The organism is Paenibacillus cellulositrophicus (genome assembly GCF_009363095.1).
GTDB lineage: Bacteria > Bacillota > Bacilli > Paenibacillales > Paenibacillaceae > Paenibacillus_AQ > Paenibacillus_AQ favisporus.
Window position 1 is genome coordinate 848,504 of record NZ_CP045295.1, and the last position, 26,568, is coordinate 875,071.

Annotated in this window: 25 protein-coding genes; 6 read left to right on the forward strand and 19 right to left on the reverse strand. The window is 53.1% G+C overall.

What is annotated here, in order from left to right:
• Nucleotides 1-28 precede the first annotated feature (28 nt).
• Both GCU45_RS03740 and GCU45_RS03745 read right to left on the reverse strand, forming a co-directional pair.
• Nucleotides 29-754 carry a phosphonate ABC transporter ATP-binding protein gene (locus tag GCU45_RS03740; RefSeq protein ID WP_152398118.1) on the reverse strand — a complete coding sequence of 242 codons (726 nt, stop codon included), beginning with the start codon at nucleotides 752-754 and terminating at the stop codon, nucleotides 29-31.
• Nucleotides 755-871: 117 nt separating this feature from the next.
• Complete coding sequence (locus GCU45_RS03745; RefSeq protein WP_208837100.1) at nucleotides 872-2,059, reverse strand: MFS transporter; 1,188 nt, start codon at nucleotides 2,057-2,059, stop codon at nucleotides 872-874.
• Nucleotides 2,060-2,180: 121 nt separating this feature from the next.
• Between GCU45_RS03745 and GCU45_RS03750 the strand changes: the two genes are divergently transcribed.
• Nucleotides 2,181-3,098, forward strand: a complete 918-nt coding sequence (locus GCU45_RS03750; protein ID WP_145132321.1) for an ArsR/SmtB family transcription factor — start codon at nucleotides 2,181-2,183, stop codon at nucleotides 3,096-3,098.
• 13 nt (nucleotides 3,099-3,111) lie between these two features.
• Entirely contained in the window at nucleotides 3,112-3,876 is a 765-nt protein-coding gene (locus GCU45_RS03755; RefSeq protein ID WP_152398119.1) for an HAD family hydrolase, read from the forward strand.
• 68 nt (nucleotides 3,877-3,944) lie between these two features.
• On the opposite strand, the gene GCU45_RS03760 is transcribed toward GCU45_RS03755, so the two are convergent.
• From GCU45_RS03760 to GCU45_RS03770, 3 genes are all read right to left on the reverse strand, one after another.
• Nucleotides 3,945-6,206 carry a type IA DNA topoisomerase gene (locus GCU45_RS03760; RefSeq protein WP_152398120.1) on the reverse strand — a complete coding sequence of 754 codons (2,262 nt, stop codon included), beginning with the start codon at nucleotides 6,204-6,206 and terminating at the stop codon, nucleotides 3,945-3,947.
• 249 nt (nucleotides 6,207-6,455) lie between these two features.
• On the reverse strand, nucleotides 6,456-7,277 hold the full coding sequence (locus GCU45_RS03765; RefSeq protein ID WP_152398121.1) for an ABC transporter permease: 822 nt from the start codon (nucleotides 7,275-7,277) through the stop codon (nucleotides 6,456-6,458).
• Entirely contained in the window at nucleotides 7,274-8,245 is a 972-nt protein-coding gene (locus GCU45_RS03770; protein WP_152398122.1) for an ATP-binding cassette domain-containing protein, read from the reverse strand. The genes GCU45_RS03765 and GCU45_RS03770 overlap by 4 nt, the downstream gene beginning before the upstream one ends.
• 214 nt (nucleotides 8,246-8,459) lie before the next feature.
• On the opposite strand from GCU45_RS03770, the gene GCU45_RS03775 reads away from it, so the two are divergent.
• Nucleotides 8,460-9,245, forward strand: a complete 786-nt coding sequence (locus GCU45_RS03775) for a TioE family transcriptional regulator (RefSeq protein WP_076171356.1) — start codon at nucleotides 8,460-8,462, stop codon at nucleotides 9,243-9,245.
• 125 nt (nucleotides 9,246-9,370) lie between these two features.
• Here the strand turns inward: GCU45_RS03775 and GCU45_RS03780 are convergent, their stop codons facing one another.
• From GCU45_RS03780 to pdhA, 12 genes are all read right to left on the reverse strand, one after another.
• Complete coding sequence (locus GCU45_RS03780) at nucleotides 9,371-9,814, reverse strand: GNAT family N-acetyltransferase (protein ID WP_152398123.1); 444 nt, start codon at nucleotides 9,812-9,814, stop codon at nucleotides 9,371-9,373.
• A 108-nt stretch (nucleotides 9,815-9,922) separates the two neighbouring features.
• Entirely contained in the window at nucleotides 9,923-11,410 is a 1,488-nt protein-coding gene (locus GCU45_RS03785) for a glutamate synthase subunit beta (RefSeq protein ID WP_152398124.1), read from the reverse strand.
• 278 nt (nucleotides 11,411-11,688) lie between these two features.
• On the reverse strand, nucleotides 11,689-12,177 hold the full coding sequence (locus GCU45_RS03790; RefSeq protein WP_152398125.1) for a dihydrofolate reductase: 489 nt from the start codon (nucleotides 12,175-12,177) through the stop codon (nucleotides 11,689-11,691).
• 37 nt (nucleotides 12,178-12,214) lie between these two features.
• A complete protein-coding gene (thyA, locus tag GCU45_RS03795) occupies nucleotides 12,215-13,009 on the reverse strand; it encodes a thymidylate synthase (protein ID WP_152398126.1) in 795 nt (264 codons plus the stop codon).
• A 251-nt stretch (nucleotides 13,010-13,260) separates the two neighbouring features.
• Entirely contained in the window at nucleotides 13,261-14,136 is an 876-nt protein-coding gene (locus GCU45_RS03800) for a carbohydrate ABC transporter permease (protein ID WP_152398127.1), read from the reverse strand.
• Nucleotides 14,137-14,152: 16 nt separating this feature from the next.
• Nucleotides 14,153-15,040, reverse strand: a complete 888-nt coding sequence (locus GCU45_RS03805; protein WP_152398128.1) for a carbohydrate ABC transporter permease — start codon at nucleotides 15,038-15,040, stop codon at nucleotides 14,153-14,155.
• Between the two features lie 63 nt (nucleotides 15,041-15,103).
• The gene (locus GCU45_RS03810; protein ID WP_244364426.1) at nucleotides 15,104-16,378 is read right to left on the reverse strand and encodes an ABC transporter substrate-binding protein; all 1,275 of its coding nucleotides are present in this window, start codon (nucleotides 16,376-16,378) and stop codon (nucleotides 15,104-15,106) included.
• Between the two features lie 163 nt (nucleotides 16,379-16,541).
• Nucleotides 16,542-17,411: an AraC family transcriptional regulator gene (locus GCU45_RS03815; protein WP_167527080.1), complete on the reverse strand. Its 870-nt coding sequence runs from the start codon at nucleotides 17,409-17,411 to the stop codon at nucleotides 16,542-16,544.
• A gap of 295 nt (nucleotides 17,412-17,706) precedes the next feature.
• Nucleotides 17,707-19,128, reverse strand: coding sequence for a dihydrolipoyl dehydrogenase (lpdA, locus tag GCU45_RS03820; RefSeq protein WP_145158806.1), 1,422 nt, complete (start codon nucleotides 19,126-19,128; stop codon nucleotides 17,707-17,709).
• Between the two features lie 3 nt (nucleotides 19,129-19,131).
• Entirely contained in the window at nucleotides 19,132-20,451 is a 1,320-nt protein-coding gene (locus GCU45_RS03825) for a dihydrolipoamide acetyltransferase family protein (RefSeq protein ID WP_116229889.1), read from the reverse strand.
• Nucleotides 20,452-20,483: 32 nt separating this feature from the next.
• Complete coding sequence (locus GCU45_RS03830; protein ID WP_152398130.1) at nucleotides 20,484-21,464, reverse strand: alpha-ketoacid dehydrogenase subunit beta; 981 nt, start codon at nucleotides 21,462-21,464, stop codon at nucleotides 20,484-20,486.
• A gap of 54 nt (nucleotides 21,465-21,518) precedes the next feature.
• Complete coding sequence (pdhA, locus tag GCU45_RS03835; RefSeq protein WP_152398131.1) at nucleotides 21,519-22,586, reverse strand: pyruvate dehydrogenase (acetyl-transferring) E1 component subunit alpha; 1,068 nt, start codon at nucleotides 22,584-22,586, stop codon at nucleotides 21,519-21,521.
• Between the two features lie 259 nt (nucleotides 22,587-22,845).
• Here pdhA and GCU45_RS03840 point away from each other — a divergent pair, with 259 nt between their 5' ends.
• Nucleotides 22,846-23,577 carry an alpha/beta hydrolase gene (locus GCU45_RS03840; RefSeq protein WP_089547883.1) on the forward strand — a complete coding sequence of 244 codons (732 nt, stop codon included), beginning with the start codon at nucleotides 22,846-22,848 and terminating at the stop codon, nucleotides 23,575-23,577.
• A gap of 197 nt (nucleotides 23,578-23,774) precedes the next feature.
• Here GCU45_RS03840 and GCU45_RS03845 read toward each other — a convergent pair whose 3' ends face one another.
• Both GCU45_RS03845 and GCU45_RS03850 read right to left on the reverse strand, forming a co-directional pair.
• The gene (locus GCU45_RS03845; RefSeq protein ID WP_152398132.1) at nucleotides 23,775-24,239 is read right to left on the reverse strand and encodes a low molecular weight protein-tyrosine-phosphatase; all 465 of its coding nucleotides are present in this window, start codon (nucleotides 24,237-24,239) and stop codon (nucleotides 23,775-23,777) included.
• A 21-nt stretch (nucleotides 24,240-24,260) separates the two neighbouring features.
• Nucleotides 24,261-24,914, reverse strand: coding sequence for a trimeric intracellular cation channel family protein (locus GCU45_RS03850; RefSeq protein WP_089550280.1), 654 nt, complete (start codon nucleotides 24,912-24,914; stop codon nucleotides 24,261-24,263).
• Between the two features lie 178 nt (nucleotides 24,915-25,092).
• Here GCU45_RS03850 and GCU45_RS03855 point away from each other — a divergent pair, with 178 nt between their 5' ends.
• Together GCU45_RS03855 and GCU45_RS03860 are read left to right on the forward strand one after the other, a co-directional pair.
• Nucleotides 25,093-25,734, forward strand: a complete 642-nt coding sequence (locus GCU45_RS03855; RefSeq protein WP_145947771.1) for a thiamine diphosphokinase — start codon at nucleotides 25,093-25,095, stop codon at nucleotides 25,732-25,734.
• A 278-nt stretch (nucleotides 25,735-26,012) separates the two neighbouring features.
• Entirely contained in the window at nucleotides 26,013-26,531 is a 519-nt protein-coding gene (locus GCU45_RS03860) for a C40 family peptidase (protein ID WP_105442249.1), read from the forward strand.
• Nucleotides 26,532-26,568 lie beyond the last annotated feature (37 nt).

Here is a 26,568-nt window from a genome sequence, read left to right on the forward strand (position 1 = left end):
ATACCAAGCCCGCAAGCGGGCGCAAAGTCTAAATCATATTCTTTTCCCTCATCGTCAGACGGCGGCCGCGGATGTCGAATGCAACCTCCCCGCCAGACAGCCCGACGATTCGGGTGGCAAATTTCTCGGCGAGCTCAATCGGAAGCACGGAAATAACGGTGACGCGCTCCTCCTCGCACAGATTTTTCAGCGTTTCCATTACGCTTTCCGCCGATTTCGGGTCCAGCCCGACCACCGGCTCATCGGCGAGAATAACCTTGGCCCCATGAACCAAAGCTCTTGCGATGGCGATGCGCTGCTTTTCACCGCCGCTCAGCGTGCCCGCCTTCATACGGGCTTTATCCAAGAGACCCATCTGCTCGATGACGTCCATCGCGCCCATATAATCGTCCGAGCTGACCATCCCCGTCACCATGCGCCAAAGCGGCGTCTGACTGGCTTGGCCGATCAGCACGTTCTTCAGTCCGGTCCGGTTCGGATAGAGCTGGGGATTCTGCTCTAAGTATGCCCATTCGCGTCTAATTTTTCGTTTTCCGCCGAGAGGTTCCTTCAGCACATCCTGGCCGTCGATGACAAACGTCCCTCCGTCCCATTTTTCCTTCAGCGCCAGGCACCGCAGCAGCATGCTCTTGCCGCTTCCACTGGCACCGACAACGGCGATAAGCTCGCCCTTCTGGATATCGAGGGATACCCCTTTGAGTATCGGAATTCTGTCCACACCGACTGACTTGGTTAAATGCTGAATTCGTATCATGACATTTCTCCTCTTGTCCTGTGATCTCTATCTCTTCTTGGGTTTGAACAATACGTTTCTATTATATCGATTATATAGAGTTTTCGCACATTATTGAACCTTTTGGGAAAAACTATTCTATAGCGGCTCCTGACTGCGTCCACCCGAAGTCCGAAAGGCGGTGCCGACGGCGCCGAATAAGGCGAAGGCGAGGCCCATCACGACGAACACGCCTCCGTTCCACCCATACTGCATCAGGGTCCCCCCGATGTTCGGCCCGGCGATGCTGCCTATATTAAAATGAAAGGATGCGACGACATTCGCTGCGGGAAGCAGCGCCTTCGGGAGAATATCCGCCGCGTAGGCCAGGCCCAGCGAAAAAAACGAGCCGACCATGCCTCCCGCCAAGCACAGGAGCAGAACGAGCCAGCCTGTTGCTGTTCCTGCCAGCGGCACGGCCATAAAAGCTGCGCCGCCGATGAGGCCGCAGGCGATAAGCACGTTTTTGCGGCCGAAGCGGTCGCTCAGCATGCCGAGCGGCAGCTGCAGAATCAATCCGCCGATGCCGATGAACGGAAGCAGGAACGCGATCTGGGACTCGCCAATCCCTGTTCTTAGCCCGTAGACCGGAAAGTTGCTGTTAATCCCGGCTTCCATGTACCCGTAAAGCAATGCGGGTAGAAGGGCGTACCAGGCGAGTGCATAGCTTCGGCGGAAGCGCCGCGGAGGCTGCGCCTCCCCTTCCGTCCGCTCCGGGCGGAAATCGGGCAGCTTCGCCCAGACCAGCACAAGCACGAGCAGCATCAGCAGCGCCAGCACGATGAAGGGCACTGCATTTCCATACTTCAGGAGCTGGATACCCAGCGGCCCGAAGCTGAAGCCCAGGCCATACGACATGCCGTACAGCGAAAGGTTTCGGCCCCGGTATTCGGCCGGCGTGACCATCAGCACCCATAATTGGGCAGCATAATGAACGGCACTGTCTCCGATGCCGACGAGCAGCCTTAAGACAAACCACACTTTCACGCTCGGCACAAGCGGAAACAATATGACGGAGACGAGCACGAGCACGAGGCCGGCGCTCACCAGCTTCTTAAAGCCAAGCGCACCCAGCGTCCGCTCGGCGACAAGCGTCATGGCGAACGATCCGACGTACAGGGCGGCTGCGTTTAATCCGTTGACGGAAGACGATACGCCCATTTGCTCCAAAAATATGGACAGGACCGGCAGCAGCAGCCCTTGACTGAGACCTGCCGCAACGATCACGGTGATCAGAATGAGGTAATGAATAGATAATCCGCGATTGCTGTCGTTCTGTGTTGACAATGAAAATATCCTCCTTGAGTGCAAATCCGTTCAAACTCCCTGAACATTATAGTGGACAACCCTGCTATCAACAAGCCATAATGGAATGAGCGCACAGATTTCATAGGAGGTTATTGGTTTCATGAACTATGAAGTAAAGGTTGACGTTTCACCGATTTACGAGCTGCTCAGCAGCTTTATGGTGTACATTTCGAAGAAATGGATTCGCAACCTCGACATCGGGCCCGAATGGATCGGTGAAGTGAGCGGCAAGCTTCCACCTGAAGTGACGTCCGCCCTAGGCCCGGCCGCAGCTTGGCCATTCGACGATTACGACGTGCTGTATGCCTGGGCGATTCACCGCGCAAACGGCGATACCGTCCGCGCCTTTTTGGATTGTCTGCATGAAACGCCGGCAGAGGTGCTGTACGAAGCCGCCTCCCCTTACCTGCCTTCTTTAACCGTAAAGGAAGCTGAACGAATTCGTGATTCATATACACCGCTGCTCGAGTTATGGTATGAGCATTATTTCAAGCATGAGGAACCCGCCATTATCCCGCTGATCGAAGAGGATGCGGAGGAGAAGTGCATGCTGCTGACCAAGATGGAGCCCCATAGCCTGGTGGAGTACGCTTCCGGCGGGCTCGTGGTTGAAGACGTTCCCGGGCTGGAAACCATCGTGTTATTCCCGACCGTGCACAACCGCCCGATCAACGTTTACTGCTTTTACCGGAAAATGATGCTGATCCAGTATCCTGTCGACGTCCCTGAAGAACAGGAGGATGAGCCGCCGACCTGCCTGCTGCGCATGACGCATGCGCTGGCTGATCCGCAGCGGCTGCGCCTTCTGCGGTATGCGGCGGAGAAGCCGCGTTCCCTTGACGATATGATGCGGGATCTGAACCAGACCCAGGAGCTGCTTAAGCACCATTTGATGATCCTCAGGGTAGCCGGTCTGCTGCGCATCCATTTGGGTTCCTACAACACCGAGAAATTCAGCATTCGTCCGGACGGAGCGGCGGAGCTTCAGATGTTTCTGGAGTCCTACATCCGTCTTTAAGGAGTGACCTAACGTGAAAGCACCTGAGCAGCATATTCTGTTCGATTTGGATGACACGCTGATCCACTGCAACAAGTATTTCGGCATCGTCCTCGGGGAGTTTTTTGAATGGGTACAACAATGGTTTAAGCCCCACCAGATCAAGACAGAAGAGATTCGCAGCAAGCAAATCGAAATCGACGTCGCGGCCGTCAGCCAAGCTGGCTTCAGCAGCGGCATCTTCCCCAAATCGCTGATCGAGACATACCGCTTCTTCAGCCGCAAGTTTAACCGCCCCGTTCAGCCGGACGAAGAACAACAGCTGATGGAGCTCGGCTTGAGCGTGTACGAGCAGGAAGTGGAGCCCTATCCGGGCATGGTGGAGACGCTGGAGTCGCTGAAATCGAAGGGACATCACCTGTACTTGTATACCGGCGGGGAAACGGCGATACAACAGCGGAAGATTGACCAGATGAAGCTGAGCCAGTACTTCGACGACCGGATCTACATTACGCAGCACAAAAACGAAGCGACGCTGGAGAACATCCTGAAGCAGGGCGGCTTCTACCGCCCTTCCACCTGGATGATCGGCAACTCCCTGCGCACCGATGTGATGCCGGCATTATCGGCAGGAATCCACAGCATCTATATCAAACAGCAGAACGAATGGATTTATAACATGGTGGAGCTGCAGAAGAAGCCGGACAGCTCCCTGTACACGGTCACAAGCATCGAGGAAGTTCCCGAGGTTATTCACAGCAAGAGCATCGTAACTTCCGCGAACGCCTTGAGACAGTGAATGTGCCGCCTCTATAAAAAAGGCAAAAAAAGAGCGGGCCCGCCAGGGTCCGTTCTTTTTGGTTTGATTTATGTCGAACGCTCGAGGCTCAGCTTACCGGAACTTCGATCCTGCAGCACGATCCGCGCTTTATACGATTCGCCGTTTCCGCTGAAGGACAGCAGCTGCGTACGGCCGGAAGCCAGCAGCGATTTCAGCATGTTGGCGCTGATTTTTTTGCCAGAGAACTCCTTCCAGATCACAAAGCCGCAGCCGTCTTTGAACGCGGTACAGCCGTAACCCTTTTTGCCTTCGATAATCTGGCCGTGGCAGCCCGGCCGCGGACATGGACCGTGTGTCAGCCGTTCCCCCGGCGGTGCGGGGGCCGCGGCAGCAGCGGCCGTTTCCGTGCGGGCCGTTCGCGAAGCGGTCCCTGTACCCCGCCTGCCCTTCCCTGCTGCCGACCTTGAGCGCGACTTCCCCCGACCTTGTTCCTGATCCGTACCGAAGAGCGAAGATGGCGCCGCCTGCTGGACACCAACCTTCTCGATGATGGAGACCGTAAATTTGCGGACATTGTCCATAAATTTAACCGAGGCTGCCTCGCCCTTGGATATTTGATGCAGACGCCGCTCCCACTGCCCGGTCATCTCGGGAGAAGTCAATAGCTCAACGCCTGCCTGGCGAATGAGCTCGACCGCCGTCCGGCCCTTCTGGGTAATCGTGATCTTTTTGCCCTGCATAGCGATATACCCGACCTTCTTCAGCCGTTCGATCGTCGCCGCCCGGGTGGCCGGCGTGCCGAGACCGCTGTCCTTCATCGCGTCACGCAGCTCGTCGTTTTCAATCGTCCGGCCCGCGCTTTCCATCGCCTTCAGAAGGGTGCCCTCCGTATAGCTCTTTGGCGGCTGCGTGGCTTTCTCTTTGGCTTCGCTCTTGCCGCATTTCACCGGCTTCTCGGGATCCAGATCGAAAGCCCGGTCATTCCACTCCAGATTTTCTTCCTCTTCCTCCTGCTTTGCGGATTTCGTTTTCTTCCCGCTCTTATCGGTGCTCGGCATCAGCACCTTCCATCCCAGCGACAGCAGCTCCTTCACGTTCGTTTTGAACAGGTCCCCCTCGACTTCGGTCAGGACGGTATGCTGCTTGTACAAGGCGGGCGGATAGAACTGGGACAAAAACCGCAGGATGATCAGGTCGTACAGCTGCTGTTCCTCCTTGCCCAGCTGGCCGGGCCGCTTAAGCGTCGGCAGGATGGCATGGTGATCCTCAACCTTCTCCGGATTGCAGATCGCCTTGTTGTTCTTGTGCACCAGGGATGCGTTGGCCCCTTCAGCCTGTTCCTGATATGAAGTGGATTTCAGCATATGCAGCGCCTTATGCATCCCTTCAATATTTTGCTCATTGACGTAATTCGAGTTGGTCCGCGGATATGAAATCACCTTATGCCGTTCATACAATGCCTGCGCGATGTCCAGCGTCTTCTTGGCGGAGAAACCGAACTTGGCGTTTGCGTCCCGCTGCAGCAGCGTCAGGTCGTACAGCTTAAAAGGATACTCCTTCGTATCTTTCACTTCGTATTTGGCGATTTTGCCTTCCTTCCCTTTGACCCTCGCGGCAATCGCCTCAGCCTTCTCCTTGGAGGTCAGCCGGTCTCCCTGCCACGTTCCCGTGTACTCCAGCGCCTCTTGGCGAAAATGAGCCTTAACCTCGTAATACGTCAGAGATTCAAACGACTCGATTTCCTTCTGCCGGTCATAAATGAGCGCCAGCACGGGCGTCTGAACCCGCCCGACGGACAGCAGGGTGTTATGCTTGGTTGTAAACGCCCGGGTCGCGTTCATGCCGATAAGCCAGTCGGCCTCGCTGCGGGCCCTGGCGGCCTGCGTCAAATTTTCGAACTCCTCGGCGGCGCGCAGCTCCCTGAAGCCCTGGGCGATGCTCTCCGCGGTCAGGTCCGAAATCCACAGCCGCCGGACGGGCTGCTTCAGCTTCAGCTGCTGCTGAATCAGTGCAAAGATGTACTGCCCCTCCCGTCCCGCATCGCAGGCATTCACGATCCGGTCGCAGCGTTTTGCCAGCTCCCCGATCGTTTTCAGCTGGTCTTTCGTTTTATAATGCGGCACGATTTTGAATTGGTCGGGCATGATCGGCAGATCACGAAAGTTCCATTTCTTGTACCGGTCATCATAGGCATCCGGCTCTGCCAAACCGACGAGATGTCCGATGGCCCAGGTAATAATATACTGCTCCCCCTCCAGATAGGAACGGGCATTCTTCGCCCTCGGCTCAATGACTGCGGCAATGTTGCGCCCCATATCCGGTTTTTCTGCTATGACTAGAGTTTTCAACAATCATTCGCTCCCCGCATGGAAAAAGGCCGAGAATAGCTGCTCCCGGCCGGTTTATTCATGGATAACTTCCACGTTCTGATAGAATTGACTCTAAATTATGATAGCATACGAGAGGCCCGTTTTTCAATGCAAGCGGGAAAGCCTTTAGAGAGTCATCTCTTGGCGGCGGGGCCTCCCGCTCCATAGATCGGGGAGGGTTACAATCAAAGCAGTGCCAGTCCCTGACGAAGTTTTCTTTGGTTTCGGTCACTTGCTTTTTTTGCGGTAAAGCTGAAATGCAAGCGGCATAAACACGGCAATGATACATCCCAAGCTTATCAGCGTGGTTGTCATGGCAGCCGTACCCGCCGTACCGTGTATCAATGCCCGGGCGGATGCGGAAGCCAGGCTGACGGGATTGTAAGCAACGACCGGACCCAGCCAATCCGGCATGGTGGACGTATCGGCAAACACGTTGCTCGTAAACATGAGCGGATACAGCACGAGATAGGACATCGTCGTGAGCGATTCGGTTTTCCGCACGGTCAACCCCAGGCAAGCAAAAATCCAGCTGAAACTGAAAGCATAAAGCATGACGAGCAGCATGGACAACAGCACTCCAGACCATCCCGCTTCCGGACGGAATCCTAGCAGCATTCCGAGCCCTAACGTCGTAATGAGCCCCACGGCGAAGGAAACGAGGTTGATGGCCATCGTGCCGATGATCGCAGCGGGCTGCCATAACGGCAGCGTTCGAAATCGGTTGAAGACACCGCGTTCGATATCTGTTTTGAGATTGATGCCGATGTACACCGTCATGGTGGTGACGGTATACACCATCATGCCCGGCAGCAGATACTGCAGGTAATTTCCCGTTGATCCGGAGATGGCGCCGCCGAACAAATACGTAAAGATCAGCAGAAAGACCGCCGGGAAAATAATCGAATCGATCGCTAAATAAGCCGCGTTGCCGCTCGTTTTCCGCCATGATCGCCAAATAAAGGTCAATACCGCCTGCGGCGCACTCGGCCGCGGCGGGCGCTCCCTCAAGTTCAGGGCGGCCAGCATTTTGGACTGTGGTTCGCTCATTGGTTCTCCTCCTTCAAAGTTTCTGCTCGAGCGCTCCTGCCGGTCAGCGTGAGAAAAACCTCATCAAGACTAGGCTCTCCAAGCGAATATTGGTGCGTATAAATGCCTGCCTCACTGAGTTCCGTCAGCGCCAGCGCAGCCTGCCGCGGATCGGAGACTTGAGCCGATAGTTCGGCGGGGTTCGCATGAAGCCTGGCTTCTGTTCGAAGCACGCGCCGCAGGACCTGCTCGGCTTCCCCCCGCTGCTTCGGATCGGCCAGCCGGATTTGAATCGAGCCTGAACCGATGGAAGCCTTTAGTTCGGCGGGCGTTCCTTCGGCGATGACGGAGCCCCCGCCGATCACTGCCACGCGGTCCGCAAGCTGGTCCGCTTCCTCCAGATACTGGGTCGTCAACACCACGGTTGTGCCATGGTCTACCAAAGCGCGCACGATATCCCACACTTCGCTGCGGCTCCGCGGATCTAGACCGGTCGTCGGTTCGTCCAAAAACAGAAGGTCCGGGGCGACGAGCATCGCCGCCGCAATATCCAGCCTCCTCCGCATGCCCCCGGAATACTTTCCGGCCGAACGCCCGGCCGCATCGGTCAGGCCAAATGCATCCAACAGCTGTTCGGCCCGCACTTTGGCTGTTTTGGCGGAATAACCCGCCAGCCTGCCGAAGAGGACCAGATTATCGCGGCCGCTCATCCCCTCGTCCACCGCGGCGAATTGCCCGGTGAGCCCGATCCTTCGGCGCACGGCATCGGCATCCCGCACGACGTCGAGTCCAAAGATCCGGACCGAACCGGAATCCGGTGCGAGCAGCGTGGACAAAATGCCGATCAGCGTCGTCTTACCTGCCCCGTTGGGGCCGAGTACGCCGTACACGGTTCCCTGCTCAACCCGCAGGTCCAATCCCTTCAGAACATCCTCCTTGCCGTAAGCTTTTCTTAACCCGCGCACGTCAACGGCTGCTTCTTGTTTCATGTTCTACCTCCTACCTAGCGCTTGAAATTCAACTTACACCCAAATTTTATAACACTCATGCAAATGGGAAAGCTGGCTTAAATTTTCACTGGAATTCACAGTAACCCTGTAACGGAACATTATCATTTCACTTAAAGCTTTTTGTGCAGTGTTTTCCGGCATGTTATCCTTGGGGGGAGTGAAAATCGTCCAAGCGCAAAAGGAGGAAAGGGAAATGCGTTATTATAAGCCGATCGAAATCGCCAGGGAATTGTATATCAGCACAAGCGCCCTGCGCCACTATGAATCTTGGGGGGTAGTCCCCGAGCCGGAGCGGTCGGATAACGGCTACCGCCTGTACACCCAGCTGCACCTGGCTTATTTCCGCTGCCTGCGGGCTATGTTTTCAGGATTCGGCGTCGGGATTACCTCTGAAGTGCTTCGCTTGATTCAACAGCGTGACATGGACGGAGCCTTCTGGCTCGTCAATCAGGAGCAGGCTCGTCTGCAGCATGAAAAAACGGTTGCCGAACAGACCCTGGCTTTGCTCCAGAATCCCGAACTGCCGCTTGTCTCGGGCAAACGATTGAAGGGCCGCATGACGATCGGCGAAGCAGCTGAGCTTACGGATGTGCAGCCCTCGGCGATCCGGCATTGGGAAAAAGAAGGGCTGATCCAGCCGGAACGGGATCCCGAAAACGGGTACAGGCTGTTTACCCCCACGCATGTCCGGCAAATTTTGCTGATTCGTACATTAAGGAAGACGGTTTATGTGCTGGAAAACATGAAAGAAATTGTGCATGGCGTCGAGCAGCACAGCGTTGAGAAAGCGAAGAAAGTGACGTTGGAGGCGTTATCGAGTATCCATGACCGAAACCGGCGGCAGTTCTTCGGGGTTCACTTGCTGGTCGAGCTGTGCATCGAAGAAGGACTGATCGATCCGGTAGAATACATTAAAGGCTTGTGGTTTGATTATTTCCAGAAAGCCAAAGCGGAAAAAGCACCCGGCGAAGCTCCATGAAAAGGGAGCCCTCGCTTCGGATGCATTTTTTAACTTAACTCTGTATCAGCAGCTCCCCATTGGATAATCCCAGACCTTGGGAGAGCATGATGTTTTTAAAGAGGCAGGTTGATAGCCTGCCCATTTCACCGTTTCAGCTCCAAATGCAGGAGCGGGAACGGCCGTCCGGAGCCATCCAGCTCGGACCTTCCCGTCCGTACAAATCCATACCGCTGATAAAATGCGTATGCCCCGTCGTTCTGCTCGTTGACGTCGACCCGCAGCCGGCTTCCCTTCAGCTGCTCCGCATACCGGAGTAAACGGGTGCCGATGCCTTGTCCATGCCGGTCGGGATCGACGAACAGCATTTCCACCATACTGCCGTCCAGCCCGATGAAGCCCAAGGGGACGCCGCTGTCATCCTTTTCCACCCACACCTCCACATGCTTCAGCGCCTGCTCGTCTACAATCCGGCGGTAAAACGCGATATCTGTCTCGGTTAAAAAGGCATGTGTCTCACGAACCGCCCGGTACCACAACTCTACCAAATAATCATGATCCTCTTCCCGATAAGCCGTTATTTGTCCCATCGATTTCTGCCTCCTTACATGGTATTTGACCTGATACAGAAAAAACAGCAGCCCCGCCAACAATGCGGAGCTGCTGTCCTATCAAACCCGGGTCATGAGCCGACGATCTTATACCAGCACTGTCGAGCCCATCAAATATTTGTCCACTTCACGGGCAGCTTCGCGGCCTTCGTTGATGGCCCATACGACCAAGCTTTGGCCGCGGCGCATGTCGCCGGCTGCGAAAACTTTGTCCACGTTTGTGTTGTATTTACCCTTCCGCGCTTTTACATTCGAGCGGCGGTCCGTTTCAAGGCCGAGCTGTTCGGTAATCGTCTGCTCCGGTCCGTCGAAGCCGATGGCGATCAGCGCCATTTGCGCTTTGAATACCCGCTCCGTTCCCGGAATCGGCTGGTAGATTTTACGCCCGGTTTCGTCCACCATCCGCTGAATTTGAACGGTGTGCAGCTCTTGGAGGTTTCCTTCGTCATCACCCACAAATTTGGTGGTCATGATGGAAAATTCGCGCGGATCGCTGCCGAAGACCGCTTTCGCCTCTTCCTGGGCGTAATCCAGCGTGTATACGTTCGGGAACTGCGGCCAAGGGTTGTTGATCGGATCGCGCTCCAGCGGCGCCTTCTCATGCGTACCAAACTGCGTTATGCTTGCACAGCCATGACGGAGTGCTGTTGCAACGCAGTCCGAACCGGTGTCGCCGCCGCCGATCACGATGACGTCTTTCCCTTCTGCGGAGATGTAGTTCCCGTCGGCAAGACCCGAGTCCAGAAAGCTCTTGATCGTACCGTTCAAGTACGTCATGGCATAATGAACCCCGTTCAGATCGCTGCCTTCAATGTTGAATTCGCGCGGTTTGGTGGCTCCGCCGCACAACACGACTGCATCATAGTCGTCAACGAGCTGCTGTGCAGGAATGTCCTTGCCGATTTCGGTATTCGTAATAAACTGGATGCCTTCTGCTGCGAGCAGGTCCACACGGCGCTGAACAACGGATTTGTCGAGCTTCATCGACGGGATGCCGTACATCAGCAGGCCGCCGATGCGGTCCGCACGCTCGTACACCGTCACGCTGTGGCCCGCTTTGTTCAGCTGTGCCGCCGCGGCCAGTCCTGCCGGGCCCGAGCCCACGACCGCCACGCGTTTGCCTGTACGTTTCTCCGGTGGGTTTGGCACAACCCATCCTTCTTCAAATCCTTTATCAATAATGGCCTGCTCGATCGTCTTGATCGTTACCGGCTGGCCGATCAGGCCGACGGTACAAGAGCCTTCGCATGGAGCAGGACAAATCCGGCCGGTGAACTCCGGAAAGTTGTTCGTTTTATGCAGGCGCTCCAGCGCTTCTCTCCACAAGCCGCGGTAGATGAGGTTGTTCCATTCCGGAATCAAATTGTTGACCGGGCAGCCCGAGGTGCCTCCAGCCATATCGATTCCCGTATGACAGTAAGGTGTTCCGCAATCCATACAGCGTGCGCCCTGGGTGCGCAGTTCTTCTTCGGACATATGTTTATGGAACTCTTCCCAATCCTTAATCCGCTCTGCAGGATCGCGATCCGCCGGAAGCTGGCGGCTGTACTCCATAAAGCCTGTTGGTGTTGACATGACGCATTTTCCCCCATCCGTTCTTTTCTATCTTGTTGAAAGTTACTTCCTATCTATCACATTAACGACACGTAGATAGATTGAACCCGAGCCTGTGCATGTATTATCCCCTTACCACGGCGCAGCTTTCGTGTTAGAGCATGATACGCTCAAGTTCATTCTACATAGATATTTCAATTATAGTATCATTTGAAACTTTGAATATTAAATGGATTATCCGCATAATTATTTGTACTATTTCACATCGAGATCACATGTCATGATAACATGAATTTCGGTTAACTTTTGCGGATATAGGTGCAGAAACGGTAGGAATACGGGTTTTTCTCATCCGTGATCCCTTCGATCTCTTCTTGCAGAATCCAGTCCCCGAAGTCAACTTCAGGGAAGTAGGTGTCGCCTTCAAACGTCTCGTCGATCCGGGTGACGATCAGGCAGTCCGCTACCGGAAGAAGCTTATAGTAAATCTCCGCTCCTCCGATCACCATGATCTCTTTATTCTTGCCGAGCGCAACCGCTTCTTCTATCGTATGAATGATCTGGGCTCCCGGTGCCTCGTAATCCGGATCGCGGGTCAGGACAACATTATCGCGTCCAGGCAGCGGCTTACCGCCGAAGGATTCCCACGTTTTGCGGCCCATGAGCACCGTTTTGCCCATCGTCTTTTCCTTGAAAAAAGCCATATCCCGCGGAAGCCGCCAAGGAAGCTTGTTGTCCCGCCCTATTACTCCGTTTGAGCCCATGGCCCAGATAAACGTCATTGTCATGGTCAAAAAGCTCCCTTCAACATAAAATGAAAGCCGGCTAGATGGCGACCGGCGCCTTAATGCCTGGATGATGCAGATAATTCACGAACTCGAAATCCTCGAACTTATAGTCGAAAATCGATTCCGGCTTCCGTTTGATCACAAGCTGAGGCAGCTCAAATGGCTCGCGCTCCAGCTGGGTTTTGACCTGTTCCAAATGGTTTGAATAAATATGCACATCGCCGCCGGACCAAATGAATTCGCCGACTTCGAGCCCGCATTGCTGGGCTACCATGTGCGTTAGCAGCGCGTAGCTGGCAATATTAAACGGCAGTCCGAGGAACGTGTCGACCGAACGCATCGTCAGCATGCAGGACAATTTGCCCCCGGCCACATAGAATTGGAATACGAAATGGCAAGGAGGAAGCTTCATGTTCTCAATCTCCGCCACGTTCCATGCGCTCACGATATGTCTGCGGGAATCCGGATTCCGCTTGATCGATTCGATCACATTCGCAATCTGGTCGATATGGGTGCCGTCCGGTGCTTCCCAGTTCCGCCACTGAGAGCCGTACACCGGTCCCAAATCCCCGTTCTCGTCAGCCCACTCGTCCCATATGGAAACGCCGTTTTCTTTCAGGTACCGGATATTTGTATCGCCGCTCAAAAACCACAGCAGCTCATGGACGACCGATTTCAAATGGATGCGCTTCGTCGTCACGAGCGGGAAGCCCTGGGACAGATCGAACCGCAGCTGTCGTCCGAAGACGGAAATCGTGCCGGTTCCGGTCCGGTCCTCCTTGGGGGTACCGTGTTCCAGTATGTCCTGCAGCAGCTCCAAATAGTTTCGCACTTTGTATCCATCCTCTCAATGCCGAATGTCTATATATCTGTTGATTGTGTATATTCTAGTTTACCATGTGGGGGCATGGTTGATAAACACCTAAAAAAGTCCATCCCAAGGGACCAGAATCCGCCCGCTTGCCGCATACCGGGAACTAACTGCAAAAAAACGGTTCCGGGGTCTTCCCCCAAGAACCGTCCCATGCCAAAGCCTTGTTGCCGTTACATCATCTCGAGATTTTTCATATGACAGACGCAGCGTTACCCTTTAACGGCTCCAATCGCCACGCTCCCGATGATCTGCTTGGAAAAGACCGCAAACACGATGATGATCGGCACGATGGAAATCGCCACACCCAGGTACAACAGGCCGTAGTCCATCCCGTAATAACCCTGCACGAGCGCGACCAGAACCGGCAGCGGATATTTGCTCTGCGAGAAGAACAGAACGAGCGGGCCGAGGAAGTTGTTCCAGGAGCCGATGAACGTAAAGATGCCGAGTGCGGAAACTGCAGGACCCAGAATCGGCAGGATGATCTGGTTGAACGTCCGGAACTCGCCGGCACCGTCGACCCGCGACGATTCGATGATTTCGTCCGGAATGCTTCCGTCGATAAACTGCTTGATGAAAAAGACGTTAAAGGCGTTCGCCGCCGCCGGCAGAATGATAGCCGCGTAGCTGTCGAGCAGGCCGAATGTGCTGAACAGCCGGTATACCCCGATCAGGGCCAGCTGCCCGGGCACCATCATCGTGGCCAGCAGGGCGAAGAACAGCTGCTTGTTGCCTTTAAACCGGAATTTGGCGAAGCCGTAGGCCGTCAGCGCCCCGATGTACAGTGACAGCACCGTCGTGGACCCAGCAATGAAGAAGCTGTTCATGAATCCCCGCCAAATGTTGATTTTTGCAGCCATGTTGCTGTAATTCGCCCACAGATCCTTCCCCGGCAGAAAAATGAACGATGAGGCGATGTCGGCATTGCTGTGGCTGGAGTAGATCAGCATGAGATAAAACGGGATGATACAGATGATGGCAAACCCGATCAGAAAAATATACAGCAGCACCATGCCGGCGGACAGGCGGCGTTTGGGCTTGGCGGCAACGGGAAGTTCCCGCCGGATCGGTCTAATCGCTTCCATGTTATCGACTCCTTCCTCAAGCCTTCTTCCGGTTCGTCAGCACAAACGAAAGGACGGAGAACAGAATGATAATGATGAACAGGCAAAACGCGATGGCGGCTCCGTAGCCAAACCGCGTGCTCTGAAACGCGACGTTGTACAGGTACATGATGCTGGTCATGGATGCGCGGTCCGGCGCTCCCGTGCCATTGGTGAGGGTAAAGGGCTGATCGAAGATCTGCATCCCGCCGATGATCGAGGTGATGACCTGGAACAAAATGATCGGTTTCAGCATCGGAACCGTGATGTGCAGGAAAATGTGCTTTTTCGTAGCCCCGTCGATTTGGGCGGCCTCGGTCAGCGAAGGATCGATTCCCTGCAGTCCGGCCAAATAAATGATCATGGAGTAGCCGAAGTATTGAAAGAACAAAATCGAGGACACGATCAGTCGCATGAACCAGGCGTTGTTCTTCCAGTTGATCGGATCGTGGATGAAACCGCTCTCGACGAGAAAGTGGTTCAGCCCGCCCGACTGCCAGTCGAAGATCAGACTTACTAGCAGCCCCAGCGAAGCGGCGGTGACGATATGCGGGAAGAAGTAGACGGCACGGAATATGTTTCTTCCCTTGACGAACTTCTCGTTTAAAATAAAGGCAAGCACAAGCGAAACGGTCAGCTGAGGGATGACGGACACGCCCCAAATAAACAGCGTGTTGAGAAAAGTTTTGTAAAATATCGGGTCGTGGAATACCGCAATGTAGTTACCCAGCCCCACGAATTCCGGCGTCCGGATCCCGTCCCAGTTCGTAAAGCTGATATACAGCGAGTATAAAATCGGATACAATCCGAACAGCAGAAAGATGATAAAGAACGGTGCAATGAAAAAATAACCGTAATGGTCCTTCCGTATCGATTTGGCAAACATGGACGCACCTCCTGGTATAGGTTGTTCCAACGTTGTCGCAGCCGAATAATCAACCGCTAAGCGTCAATCCACCTCCAGCTCGGGGTACCTGAGCTTGACGTCCCGTTTAATTCTTTGGATGGCTTCTTCTTTCGTCTTCATCTTGTTGTTCAGGTACAGCTGCAGCACGTTTTTGTAAATGTCATTGTTGATCACCGTATCAAAAGGCGTCCGCTGATAGCTCGGCACGTTTTTCGCTTCCTCGGAAAAGAACTCGAAGTGCTTCTGGTTCCCCAGGTAAGCGGAAGTCAGCGTCGGAGCCAACTGGTCGTCCACGACCCGATTGCTCGTAAAGTAGTCCTGGTCATGGGCCAGCTCGGTCAAAAACTCGTGGTCGAAGTTGTAGAAGTGGATAAATTTCCACGCCAGATCCTTGTTTTTGCTTTTGCTGTACATAGCGATATACGTTCCACCGGAGCTGAATGAGGCCGGACCGTGCGCAAGTCCCCATTTACCCGACGTATCCGGTGCATTCGCCTTGAACGTGTACTGCAGCGCCCAGCTTGCGCCCGGATAGAACATCACCTCGCCCTTTTGCATGGAAGCGGCATATCCGGCGCTCCCGTCGTCAAATTCGGCCAGCACATGCCGCTGCCGCGCTTCCCTCACCATATCGAGCACCTTCAGGTAAGCGTCGTTAATGACAAGCTTGTTGTCCTTGACCCATGGAATGCCTTCGTATGAGACGGAAATGGCGTTCCAATTCGCCAGGGCGTGCACTTTGCCCCCGCTTTCTTTGGCAACCCTTTCGCCGATGTCGAAAATTTTGTCCCAAGAGTCAATCTGCTTGCTGACTTCTTCCGGATCGTCTGTGCCCAAATATTGTTTAGCCAGGTCCCGGCGGTAATAAATGCCTCCAGGTGTCGCCTGGTAACCCAGCGCTTTGACGTTCCCTTCAGAGTCCTTTTCGTTGGCTTGCACGAAGGGATACTGCTCAGGAATGAGCTTGTTTGCATCGTACGGAGCCGCAGAGAGGTTCTCCAGGTAGGGAACGTCAATCAGCTCACGGATGTTCCCGTTTTCGAGCATGAACACGTCCGGTGCCTTGGAAGCCGTCTGCAAGGCGGATTTCAGCTTGGTGATGTAAAAGTTGCCGGGGATGTTGACGAAGTTCACCTTGACCCCGGGGTACTTCTTCTCAAACTTATCAATGGCGTAATTCGCCTCATCGGTAAAGCTCCATACGGTAATTTCCTGGCTTGAGCCCGTTCCTTTGCCCGAGACCGTACACCCGGCCAGCAGGATGGACAAGCCCAGCAGACTCAGCATAAAGGTATATCCCCAATGATTTCTTCTCATGAGCACCCGTCCTTTGCTTTTCGCTTGATGTTGGTCAATCCCAGGATAACAACTAGTCCCCCCTCATCCACGATTAAAAAGGAAACGCTTACATATAAGTTTGTTATCATTTTATGGGATTTTTGCCGGCCGGGCTCATCGGATATTGGCCTGGATTGTTCATTTATTGCGCAGTCCTGCCGCTTCGCTTGCGAAATTCGGAAGGCGTGCAGCCATTGTACTTTTTAAAAATGCGGTTAAACGAGTTCAGATTGTTAAATCCGTTCCGCACAGCGATCTGCAGAATGGATTCAGAACCGCCAAGCAGCTCCCATTTCGCCTGTGCAATCCGGTATTGATTCAAGTAATCCATTACCGTCATGCCGCGGGCTTCCTTAAACAGCTTGCATAAATAAAATTTGTTAAAGTTCGTATGGTCGGCAATGTCATCCAGCTTCAGCGGCTGGTCGTAGTGCCTTTCCAGGTACTCGCACACCGCCTCAATAAAGGCGAATTTCTTGCTCTCGGAGCAGGCGCCCCCTGGACAATCATCCTCCATTTGCCCCGGCTTGAGCCGGATCAAGCGAACGATCAGGTCGTACAGCCTTGCTTTCATGGACCATTTATAGCCGGGCTGCCTACCCGATTCTTCTTCAGCAATCGCTTTCATCATCAGCGCCAAATTGGCCTTCTGCACTTGATGTGCCGGAATGACGGTATTGTGCGAAACGAGCGACTTTAAGCTTTGCTCATCCGGGCCGCATGGGTTCGTTCCTGTTAAAAAGTGCATGCGAAATACGATAATCAGCAGCTTGCCGGTGCCGGGCAGAAAAGAATGGACTTCACCCGGCTTGATCATCAAAATCTCCCCTTTCTTCAGCTCACATAAGTGATGGTTCAGTTCGATGCGCGCATTGCTTTCGGCCACATATACAATTTCGACTTCTTCATGCCAATGCGGCGCAAAAAGAAACGTTTCTTCTGTCTGAACCACACGAATCGGAAAATCTTCGTCCATCAGTCCTCTTTCCAGAAATGAGGTCATCGTTCCCATAACTTCCCCCACCTTCCCTAGAATGAAACGTTCTGCTCTTTCCATTGTAGCAAAATCCTCAACCGGTCAGCATCATCACCCAAATCATCCCAATAATTAGAAAAACAACATCCCCTCTTATTATGATATGGGTGGATTGCAAAACAGCCCCTTCTAGGATGGTTATTTCAGCCGTTAATGGATCCGGCTCTTTTGACGCTAACGCCTGAAATGACGAAGTCCCTTCAACAACAAAAAAAGAAAGAGCCGCATGAGGCGGCTCTTTCTTTGAGTTTCTTCTATATATGATGATAACTTAGCGGCGTGGTGCGATCACGTGAATCGGATTGCCCAGCGCAAGCTCGGCGGTTTCCATCACGATTTCGCCCAGCGTTGGATGCGCATGGATCGTCAAAGCGATATCTTCCAGCGTAGCGCCCATTTCGATAGCGAGGCCCAGCTCAGCGATCAGGTTGGAAGCTTCCACCCCGGCGATGTGGCATCCCAGCACGAGCTGAGTTTCCTCGTCAAACACCAGCTTCACGAAGCCGTCCGCAGCATTGAGGGACAAGGCGCGTCCGTTGCCCGCAAACGGGAACTTCGCTGCTTTTGCTTTGTAGCCTTTTTCTTTTGCTTCTTTTTCGGTGTAGCCTACGCTCGCGCATTCAGGATCGACAAATGCTACGGCAGGGACGACTTTATAGTCAACGACGGAAGGATGTCCGGCGATGGCTTCAGCCGCTACTTTACCTTCGTAGGAAGCTTTGTGTGCCAGCGCAGGGCCTTTAACGATGTCGCCGATTGCAAAGATATGCGGCTTGTTCGTACGTCCTTGATGATCGACTTTGATCAGACCGCGGTCATCCAATTCGATACCGATCAGGTCGAGTCCGAGCTCTCCGTCGGTGTTTGGACGGCGGCCAACCGTAACGAGCAGGTAGTCGGCAGTCACTTCTTTCGTTTCGCCGTTCACGGAGTATTTCACCGTAACTTCGCTGTCGGTTTGAGTCGCGCTTTCCGCTTTGGCGTTTGTGATGATTTCCACGCCGGTTTTGGTCATGCTCTTCACAACGAGCTTCGTCATGTCCGGATCGAAACCGTTCAGGATGGAATCCAGTCCTTCGATGATCGTTACTTTTGTTCCGAATTTGGAGTACATTTGGCCAAGCTCGGCACCGATGTATCCGCCGCCGATGACAACCATGCTCTTCGGAATTTCAGGCAGGCTCAGCGCTTCTGTCGAAGACAGGATGCGGCCGCCGAACGGGAACGCTTTGAGCTCGATCGGACGGGAGCCGGTAGCAATGATGCAGTTTTTGAAACGGTAGCGAGGGGACTCGTGTTCGTTGAACACGCGCGCCTCGTTTTCGTTGATGAACATGCACTCGCCGTTGAAAATTTCAACCTTGTTGCCTTTGAGCAGGCCGGCAACGCCGCCGGTCAGCTTTTTCACAACGCCGTTTTTGAATTCCTGGGTTTTGCCAAAGTCCACTTTTACATTTTCAGCAGTTACGCCGAAAGATTCGCCGTGAACGGCAGACTCATATTGATGAGCCGCCGCAATCAGGGCTTTGGAAGGGATACATCCGCGGTTCAAGCACACGCCGCCCACTTCGGATTTATCCACAATCAGAACCTTTTGTCCTAGCTGTGCAGCACGGATGGCTGCCACGTAACCGCCGGGACCAGCACCAATCACTAATGTATCGATATCGAGAGAAGCGTCACCTACTACCATATCTTACACCTCCATAACCAGCAGCTCAGGGTTGCTGAGCAGTGATTTAATATAGTTCATAAAGTTTTGGGCTGTAGCACCATCGATGATGCGGTGGTCAAAGCTCAGGGACAGGGCCATAACTGGAGCTGCCACGATTTCGCCGTTCTTCACGACAGGTTTTTCAGTAATGCGTCCGGTACCCAGGATCGCCACTTCAGGGAAGTTGATGATTGGAGTAAAGAACATTCCGCCGGCGGAACCGATATTGGTGATGGAGATCGTGCTGCCTTTCATTTCTGCCGGAGCCAGTTTGCCGTCACGGCCGCGTGCTGCGAGGTCGCGGATCGCGTCAGCGATCATCCAGATGCTCTTACGGTCGGCATCTTTGATGACCGGTACGATCAGACCGTTATCCGTATCGGTTGCGATACCGATGTTATAGTACTTCTTGTAGACGATTTCGTTGTTTTCTTCGTCGATCGTCGCGTTCAAAGCAGGGAATTGACGGCTGGCCGCCACAAGCGCTTTGACGATGAACGGCAGATAAGTGACCTTCGTGCCTTTCTTCTCCGCGATCGGTTTCATGCGGGTACGGAATGCCACCAGCTCGGTTACGTCCACTTCGTCCATGATCGTAACGTGCGGAGCTGTATACGCCGATTTCACCATGGCGTTAGCGATCGCTTTACGGATTCCTTTGAACGGTACGCGCTCTTCTTCAGCACGCGGATCCGCAGCTGCTGCTGCCGCTGCAGGTGCTGCTGCCTTGTCTTCAGCCTTAGCTGCTGCAGGTGCTGCTGCTTGACCGCCGCCGTTCTTGAAGGCTTCAACGTCTTCTTTAGTCACTTTACCGTTGTTGCCCGTTCCGCTCACTTGCGTAATGTCAACGCCTTGCTCACGCGCAAACTTGCGCACGCTTGGCGTAGCCAGCACTTCTTTGTTCGGAGCTGCAGGAGCCGGAGCTTGGTCAGCGCCGCCTTCTTTGGCATCAGCAGGGCTGCTTGCCGCAGGGGAAGAAGTTGTATCCGCACTGCCTTTCGCTGCGTCTGCTTCTTGGGCGCCGTGATCACCGGCAGGAGCTTCCTGCTCAGGCACTTCGCCTTCCGCATCGATAATGGCGACTACTTCGCCCACACGGCACACCTGTCCGTCCTTCGTGAATACTTCCTGTACTGTGCCGTTAACCGGACAAGGCACTTCTACAACCGCCTTGTCGTTCTGCACTTCCATAATGATGTCGTCGTCTGTTACTTTATCGCCGGGCTTGATATGCATTTTGATAATTTCGCCTTCATGCAAGCCCTCTCCCAGTTCGGGGAACCGATATTCAAATTTTGCCACGTTACTACCTCCCTATTGAATGACTGCGATTCTTAGAATTCCATGACTTTGTTGACTGCAGCGATGATTCGAGCCGGTGTAGGAAGCCATGTATCTTCGATTTGGGCAAAAGGATATACCGTGTCAGGTCCAGTTACGCGCAGTACTGGAGCTTCCAGGTGAAGAATCGCTTTTTCGTTGATTTGAGCAATGACCTCAGCCGCAACGCCGGAAGTTTTTTGAGCTTCCTGTACGACGATGGCACGGTTAGTTTTCTTGATCGATGTAACGATCGTATCGATATCCAAAGGATTCAGCGTACGCAGGTCGATAATTTCGGCTTTGATGCCTTTCGTTTTCTCAAGCTCTTCCGCTGCTTTCGTAGCGGTATGAACCATCATGCCGTAGGCGATGATCGTCACGTCGGAACCTTCGCGGACCACGTTAGCCTTACCCAGCTCAACGACGTAATCCTCTTCAGGAACTTCGGCGCGGAACGCGTGGTACAGGTTCAAGTGCTCCATGAAGAACACCGGATCGTTGTCGCGGATCGCCGCAATCATCAGGCCTTTGGCGTCGTAAGGGTTCGACGGCACTACCACTTTAATACCCGGTGTTTGAACGGCCAAACCTTCCAGGGAATCGGTGTGAAGCTCAGCCGCTTTAACCCCGCCGCCAAACGGTGTGCGGAATACGATCGGCGCGTTGTAGCGTCCGCCGGAACGGAAACGCATGCGGGCAGCCTGTACAAACATTTGGTCGAGCGCTTCAAAGATAAAGCCGACAAACTGGATTTCGGCTACCGGACGGAAGCCTTGGATCCCGAGGCCTACAGCTAGGCCGCCGATCGCGGATTCAGCCAGAGGCGTGTCAAAGACGCGTTCCTCTCCGAATTCTTTTTGCAGCCCTTCCGTCGCACGGAATACGCCGCCGACATTACCTACGTCTTCACCAAACACAATCACGTTCGGGTCACGCTTGAGTTCCACGCGCAGCGCATCGCGGATTGCTTCCTTCATATTCATTTGTGCCATTGCTTCATTTCCTCCTTAAACATTCGTTAAACTACGCAAAACGGATCAAACGATTTATTGGAAATCGGCCTTTTGTTCTTCCAAATGTTTCGGTGTTTGTTCGAACATGCTGTCGATCAGGCCGGGAACGGTCATTTTTTGCGTCTGTTCCGCTTTTTTGATCTCTTCGTTTACTTTCGCTTTGGCTTCCTCTTTCACGCGGGCCGTGTCTTCATCCGACCACAGGCCTTTCTTCTCCAGGTACTTGCCGAGGCGCGTAATCGGATCCTTCGCGTTCCATTCGCCTTCTTCGTCCTTCGTGCGGTATTTGGTTGCATCGTCAGACAAGGAGTGCGGACGGTACCGGTAAGTTACGCCTTCAATCAAAGTTGCGCCTTCGCTGTTTCGAGCGAGCTCAGCAGCTTCTTGAACAGCACTAATAACGGCAAGCACGTCCATACCGTCGACTTTTACGCCGCGGATACCGGCTGCAACCGCTTTGTGCGCGATCGACAAGGATGCCGTTTGTTTTGCGAAAGGAGTCGTAATGGCGTAGCCGTTGTTTTGTACGAAGAAAATGACAGGAAGTTTGAAGCGTCCGGCATAGTTCAGGCCTTCGTAGAAGTCGCCCTCGGAAGATCCGCCGTCACCTGTGTACGTAATGACCACTTGCTTCTGCTTCTTCAGCTTGTAGCCCATGGCAATACCCATCGCGTGCAAAATTTGCGCACCGATAATAATTTGTGGCATCAAGACGTTAACGCCCTCAGGAATGCGGCCGCCTTCTTGATGTCCGCGGGAGTACAGGAATGCTTGGTATAGCGGAAGTCCATGCCATACGATCTGCGGCATGTCGCGGTAGCCCGGGCAGATAAAGTCATCTTTCTCCAGCGCGAATTCACTGCCGACCATCGTCGCTTCCTGGCCGGAAACCGGTGCGTAGAAGCCGAGACGGCCCTGACGTCCAAGGTTAACAGCACGGTCATCCCAAGTACGTGTAAATACCATACGGTACATAATTTCTTTTAACTGATCATCAGTAAGTTTAGGCATTTTCGCTTCATTAACAATTTCACCGTCCGGAGAAAGCACGGAAAGCGCTTCGACTTCCTCGGTGTACACTTCATAAGGAACCTTGCTCATTCTCTTCACCTCAACAAAAAAATTTGAATATCAAGTTCCGCTGTTATAGAATTATTATACACCTGTTTTATTCGTTTCGTCAAAGCTATTGCGGATTAAATTTCAAAATATTTGCGCTTTGTATGTATAACAGGCGAATGCGTTTTGTATAACAGACAGACTGCTTTGACTGAAACAGGTACAAAATCGGCAAACATGGGTTATAGTAACTTATTGTTTTCCCGATTGCAAAAATTAACCGCACGAAAGGTGATCATGAATGACGGATTCAAAATACTTGAAACGAACCATTCACAAGGAACAACTGGAGAGCCGCTTTTTGAATGAAAGCCGTAACCTGCGCGTATATCTGCCGCCCGGCTACCACGAGGTCGTCAGCTATCCGGTCGTCTACTGCCAGGATGGCGAGGAATTTTTTAATTTCGGCCGGATCGCGACCATCGCCAATCAGCTGATTCTGGACGATCTCGCCGAACCCTTCATCGTCGTAGGCGTCGAGGTCGACACCTCCGTGCGAACCGAAGAATATGCGCCGTTCGGCAGCCGGTTCGAGGCCTACACCCGGTGCTTTGCCGAAGAAATTATTCCCTTCATCGAGCAAAAATATCCCGTGCGGCAAGACCCCGGGCAGCGCGTGCTGGCCGGCGACTCGCTGGGAGGATGCGTTTCGCTCCACCTGGCTATGAACTATCCGGAGATGTTTCACCGGATTATCAGCTTGTCCGGCGCTTACTATACGGACACCCAGGAAATCGTAGCCGAAAACGATGACTTGTCCTGGCTCGATGTCTACATGATCGTCGGCCTGCAGGAAACCCATTTTGAGAGCGACCTTGGAGTCTACAACTTCGTCGAGATTAACCGAAGCATGAAAGAACTGCTGTTGGACCGCGGTGCAACCGTTCGGTATACCGAGAAAGACGGCAAGCATATTTGGGGCTTCTGGCAAAAAGAACTGCCGGATGCACTGCTCTATTTTCTTCGCGCCTGACCCATTACCCTCTATTGAACAGCACAAAGGTGAACATGTTCCGGTATGAATGCTAATGCAGCAGCCACAGCTCAGCCGACGTTCACCTTTTTTTATCCCCGCAAGTGGTTACGCTTTCAATTCCAGCCTGAAAAAACGGCAGAGCGCCTGCCGCTTTCCTTTTTTGATCATTGCCTCGTTCGGGCGTGTCTTTTCTATTATAGCTTTTCTTGGCATATTTTGTCCAAAAGTACCTGGCAGCCCGCGTCCATCAATTCGTAAACCTGCTCGAAATTCCCCGTATAATAAGGGTCCGGCACTTCGCGAAGCTCATGATCCGGCAGCAGATCCATGAACTTCAGGACGGTCGCCTGTTCTCCCCCCGGAAGCTTGCGCAGGTTCGCCGCGTTGCTGTCATCCATGCAGACGATGTAGTCGAAGGTTTCGAAATCGCTGCTCGCGACCTGCCTCGCCTTCATTCCCGCATAACTGATCTTGTACTGATCCAGCATCCGCCGGGTTCCTTCATGCGGAATCTTGCCGAGGTGCCAGTCTCCCGTGCCTGCGGAATCCACGTTGATCTTTCCTTCCAGCCCTGCCTCGCCCACTTTATGTCTCAAGATCGCCTCAGCCATCGGTGAGCGGCAAATGTTGCCCAAACAAACAAATAAAACGGAAATCATGTAAGTCTCGTCCTCCTAGCTTTATGCTGATTCCTTGTGCCGCTCGTCGCGGATGACGGGCTGTATGGCAGATGGCTGCAGCGAACGCCGCGGGAGCTTCCATTTATAAAAAACAGACAGCATCCGGAACACCACCACCGCCGCAAACAAAACGATCACTTCCAGTGTAGTCTGGATCCAATGCAGTCCGATGGCTACCCCGGCCAGCATCGCCCACACGGCATATATTTCATCTCGAAGGACAAGCGGCTTCCTTCCGGCGAGCAGGTCCCGGATAATTCCTCCCCCAATGCCCGTCAACACGGCGGCAACAACGACCGCGCTGAGCGGATGATGCATGTTGGCTGCATACAATGCGCCTTGGATCGCGAAGGCTGACAATCCCACCGCATCCAGCAGCGCCTCCGCCCTCTTCCAATGCCTGATCCAGTTTACAGGCAGCAGGAAAGCGACGATCACCGCCACGATCGCCAATTTGATCAGCAGTCCCTGGCTCCAGAGCGTCGTCACCGGCACACCGATCAGCACATTGCGGATGACCCCGCCCCCGAAGGCAGTCACCAGGCCGAGAACCAAAATTCCCAAAATGTCGTACTCTTCCTCCATGGCTACGAGCGCACCGGACATGGCGAAAGCGATGGTGCCGATCATGCTGAATAGTTCAAAAACGTGCATGTCCACTTTATTTCTGACCTCTCCCTAACATATGCTGTCATCCATTGTAGCCGCTGCCGGCCGAATTGTGCAACCATCTATTCTGATTTATACTAGAATAACTTCCAAGCCCTTTCGATAAACAGCGAATTAAAGGGCTTGCCAAGAGCCGTCAATGCGACAATCGGAGGTAAATAGGATGGAACAGAAACGGGTATTGATCTTTTCCGGAGGCGATCTGCACAAGCAGTACTTGAAGGAAATCAGGCCTTCCGACTTTTTGATCGGTGCCGACCGGGGAGCGTTATTTTTAATAGAAAACAATTATAAGCCTGATCTGGCTGTGGGCGATTTTGACTCCATATCTCCGGCCGATTTGCAAAAGGTTAGAAGCGGCAGCAAGCAGCTCATCGATTGCGATCCCATCGACAAGGATTTGACCGATACAGAGCTTGCGCTGGACCTCGCCATCAAAGAACAGCCGGATATCATTCTGCTGATGGGGGTGACAGGATCCAGGCTCGACCACACGTTAGCCAATATTCAGATGATGAACCGGGTATTGCAGCACCACATCTCCTGCGCCCTGCTGGACCGTAACAATTATATGACACTCACCGGCTCTTCCATTGAGGTCCAGGACAGAGGGTACAAGTATGTTTCCCTGCTGCCCATGACCCCCGAAGTGACCGGAATTACATTAACAGGATTCCAATACCCCTTGGACAACGCCACGCTTAAAATGGGAGAATCCCTCGGCATCAGCAACCAATTAACCGATTCCCAAGGCACAATCACCGTGGAAGGCGGACTCCTGCTGGTCATCCAAAGCAATGATTAAATTAGCAGCAGCTTTTGTTTGACAACAATTTTGTAACCTAAATGAAATGTTGCAAAAAACAATGAAAACCCTTGATTTATCAAGGGTTTTTTTATTTGCTTCAAGGATGGATAAATGTATTTCTTAATTTTTTGTAACTTTTAATCGTTTTTTAATAAAAGCCCATTTCTCTTACAGCCACAACGTTTTGTTACACATCATCCAGAATTTAGGTTGTTTCAAAGCTGTTATACTCGGAGACGAGCTTGAGAGAAAACGAAATTTGGAGGTAATACAACATGAACAAACAACTGATCCAAAAAGTAGTAACCGTAGGGTTATGTGCATCTATAGGTTTTGGTGGAATGATCGCAACGAGCGCACAGGTAACGGAAGCCTCTGCAGCTAATACTCAAGTTGCAACGACATCGACAACGACTGGACAAAAAGTCGTAAATTACGGAAAACAATATATGGGTACTCCATACAAGTTCGGCGCTTCGACCAGCACAACAAGAAATTTTGACTGCTCTTCTTTTATGAAGCATATCTTTAAGAAGTACGGCGTAAACTTGCCGCGTACTTCTGTGGCGCAATCCAAAGTCGGAAAAGCCGTATCGAAAGCAAACCTGAAGCCCGGAGATCTTGTGTTCTTCTCCAGCGGCAGCAGAGCCAACGGACATAACGTAACTCACGTAGCGGTGTATGCCGGCAACGGTAAAATTCTGCACACGTACGGTTCTCCCGGCGTAACGATTTCCGATCTGAACTCCGGCAACTGGAAGAGAACTTATCTGAAAGCACGCCGCGTACTGTAGGTTATAATAGACATCAACATGGAAGGCCGGTAGTCCT

Coding starts and splice junctions, on each gene's coding strand:
- GCU45_RS03815 (WP_167527080.1), bottom strand. CDS start 17,411: ATGGGAACGATGACCTCATTTCTGGAAAGAGGACTGATGGACGAAGAT.
- GCU45_RS03790 (WP_152398125.1), bottom strand. CDS start 12,177: ATGACAATGACGTTTATCTGGGCCATGGGCTCAAACGGAGTAATAGGG.
- GCU45_RS03775 (WP_076171356.1), top strand. CDS start 8,460: ATGCGTTATTATAAGCCGATCGAAATCGCCAGGGAATTGTATATCAGC.
- GCU45_RS03770 (WP_152398122.1), bottom strand. CDS start 8,245: ATGAAACAAGAAGCAGCCGTTGACGTGCGCGGGTTAAGAAAAGCTTAC.
- GCU45_RS03780 (WP_152398123.1), bottom strand. CDS start 9,814: ATGGGACAAATAACGGCTTATCGGGAAGAGGATCATGATTATTTGGTA.
- pdhA (WP_152398131.1), bottom strand. CDS start 22,586: ATGAGCAAGGTTCCTTATGAAGTGTACACCGAGGAAGTCGAAGCGCTT.
- GCU45_RS03740 (WP_152398118.1), bottom strand. CDS start 754: ATGATACGAATTCAGCATTTAACCAAGTCAGTCGGTGTGGACAGAATT.
- GCU45_RS03845 (WP_152398132.1), bottom strand. CDS start 24,239: ATGATTTCCGTTTTATTTGTTTGTTTGGGCAACATTTGCCGCTCACCG.
- GCU45_RS03850 (WP_089550280.1), bottom strand. CDS start 24,914: ATGCACGTTTTTGAACTATTCAGCATGATCGGCACCATCGCTTTCGCC.
- GCU45_RS03860 (WP_105442249.1), top strand. CDS start 26,013: ATGAACAAACAACTGATCCAAAAAGTAGTAACCGTAGGGTTATGTGCA.
- GCU45_RS03840 (WP_089547883.1), top strand. CDS start 22,846: ATGACGGATTCAAAATACTTGAAACGAACCATTCACAAGGAACAACTG.
- GCU45_RS03765 (WP_152398121.1), bottom strand. CDS start 7,277: ATGAGCGAACCACAGTCCAAAATGCTGGCCGCCCTGAACTTGAGGGAG.
- GCU45_RS03800 (WP_152398127.1), bottom strand. CDS start 14,136: ATGGAAGCGATTAGACCGATCCGGCGGGAACTTCCCGTTGCCGCCAAG.
- GCU45_RS03805 (WP_152398128.1), bottom strand. CDS start 15,040: ATGTTTGCCAAATCGATACGGAAGGACCATTACGGTTATTTTTTCATT.
- GCU45_RS03855 (WP_145947771.1), top strand. CDS start 25,093: ATGGAACAGAAACGGGTATTGATCTTTTCCGGAGGCGATCTGCACAAG.
- GCU45_RS03830 (WP_152398130.1), bottom strand. CDS start 21,464: ATGGCACAAATGAATATGAAGGAAGCAATCCGCGATGCGCTGCGCGTG.
- GCU45_RS03750 (WP_145132321.1), top strand. CDS start 2,181: ATGAACTATGAAGTAAAGGTTGACGTTTCACCGATTTACGAGCTGCTC.
- lpdA (WP_145158806.1), bottom strand. CDS start 19,128: ATGGTAGTAGGTGACGCTTCTCTCGATATCGATACATTAGTGATTGGT.
- GCU45_RS03785 (WP_152398124.1), bottom strand. CDS start 11,410: ATGTCAACACCAACAGGCTTTATGGAGTACAGCCGCCAGCTTCCGGCG.
- GCU45_RS03810 (WP_244364426.1), bottom strand. CDS start 16,378: ATGAGAAGAAATCATTGGGGATATACCTTTATGCTGAGTCTGCTGGGC.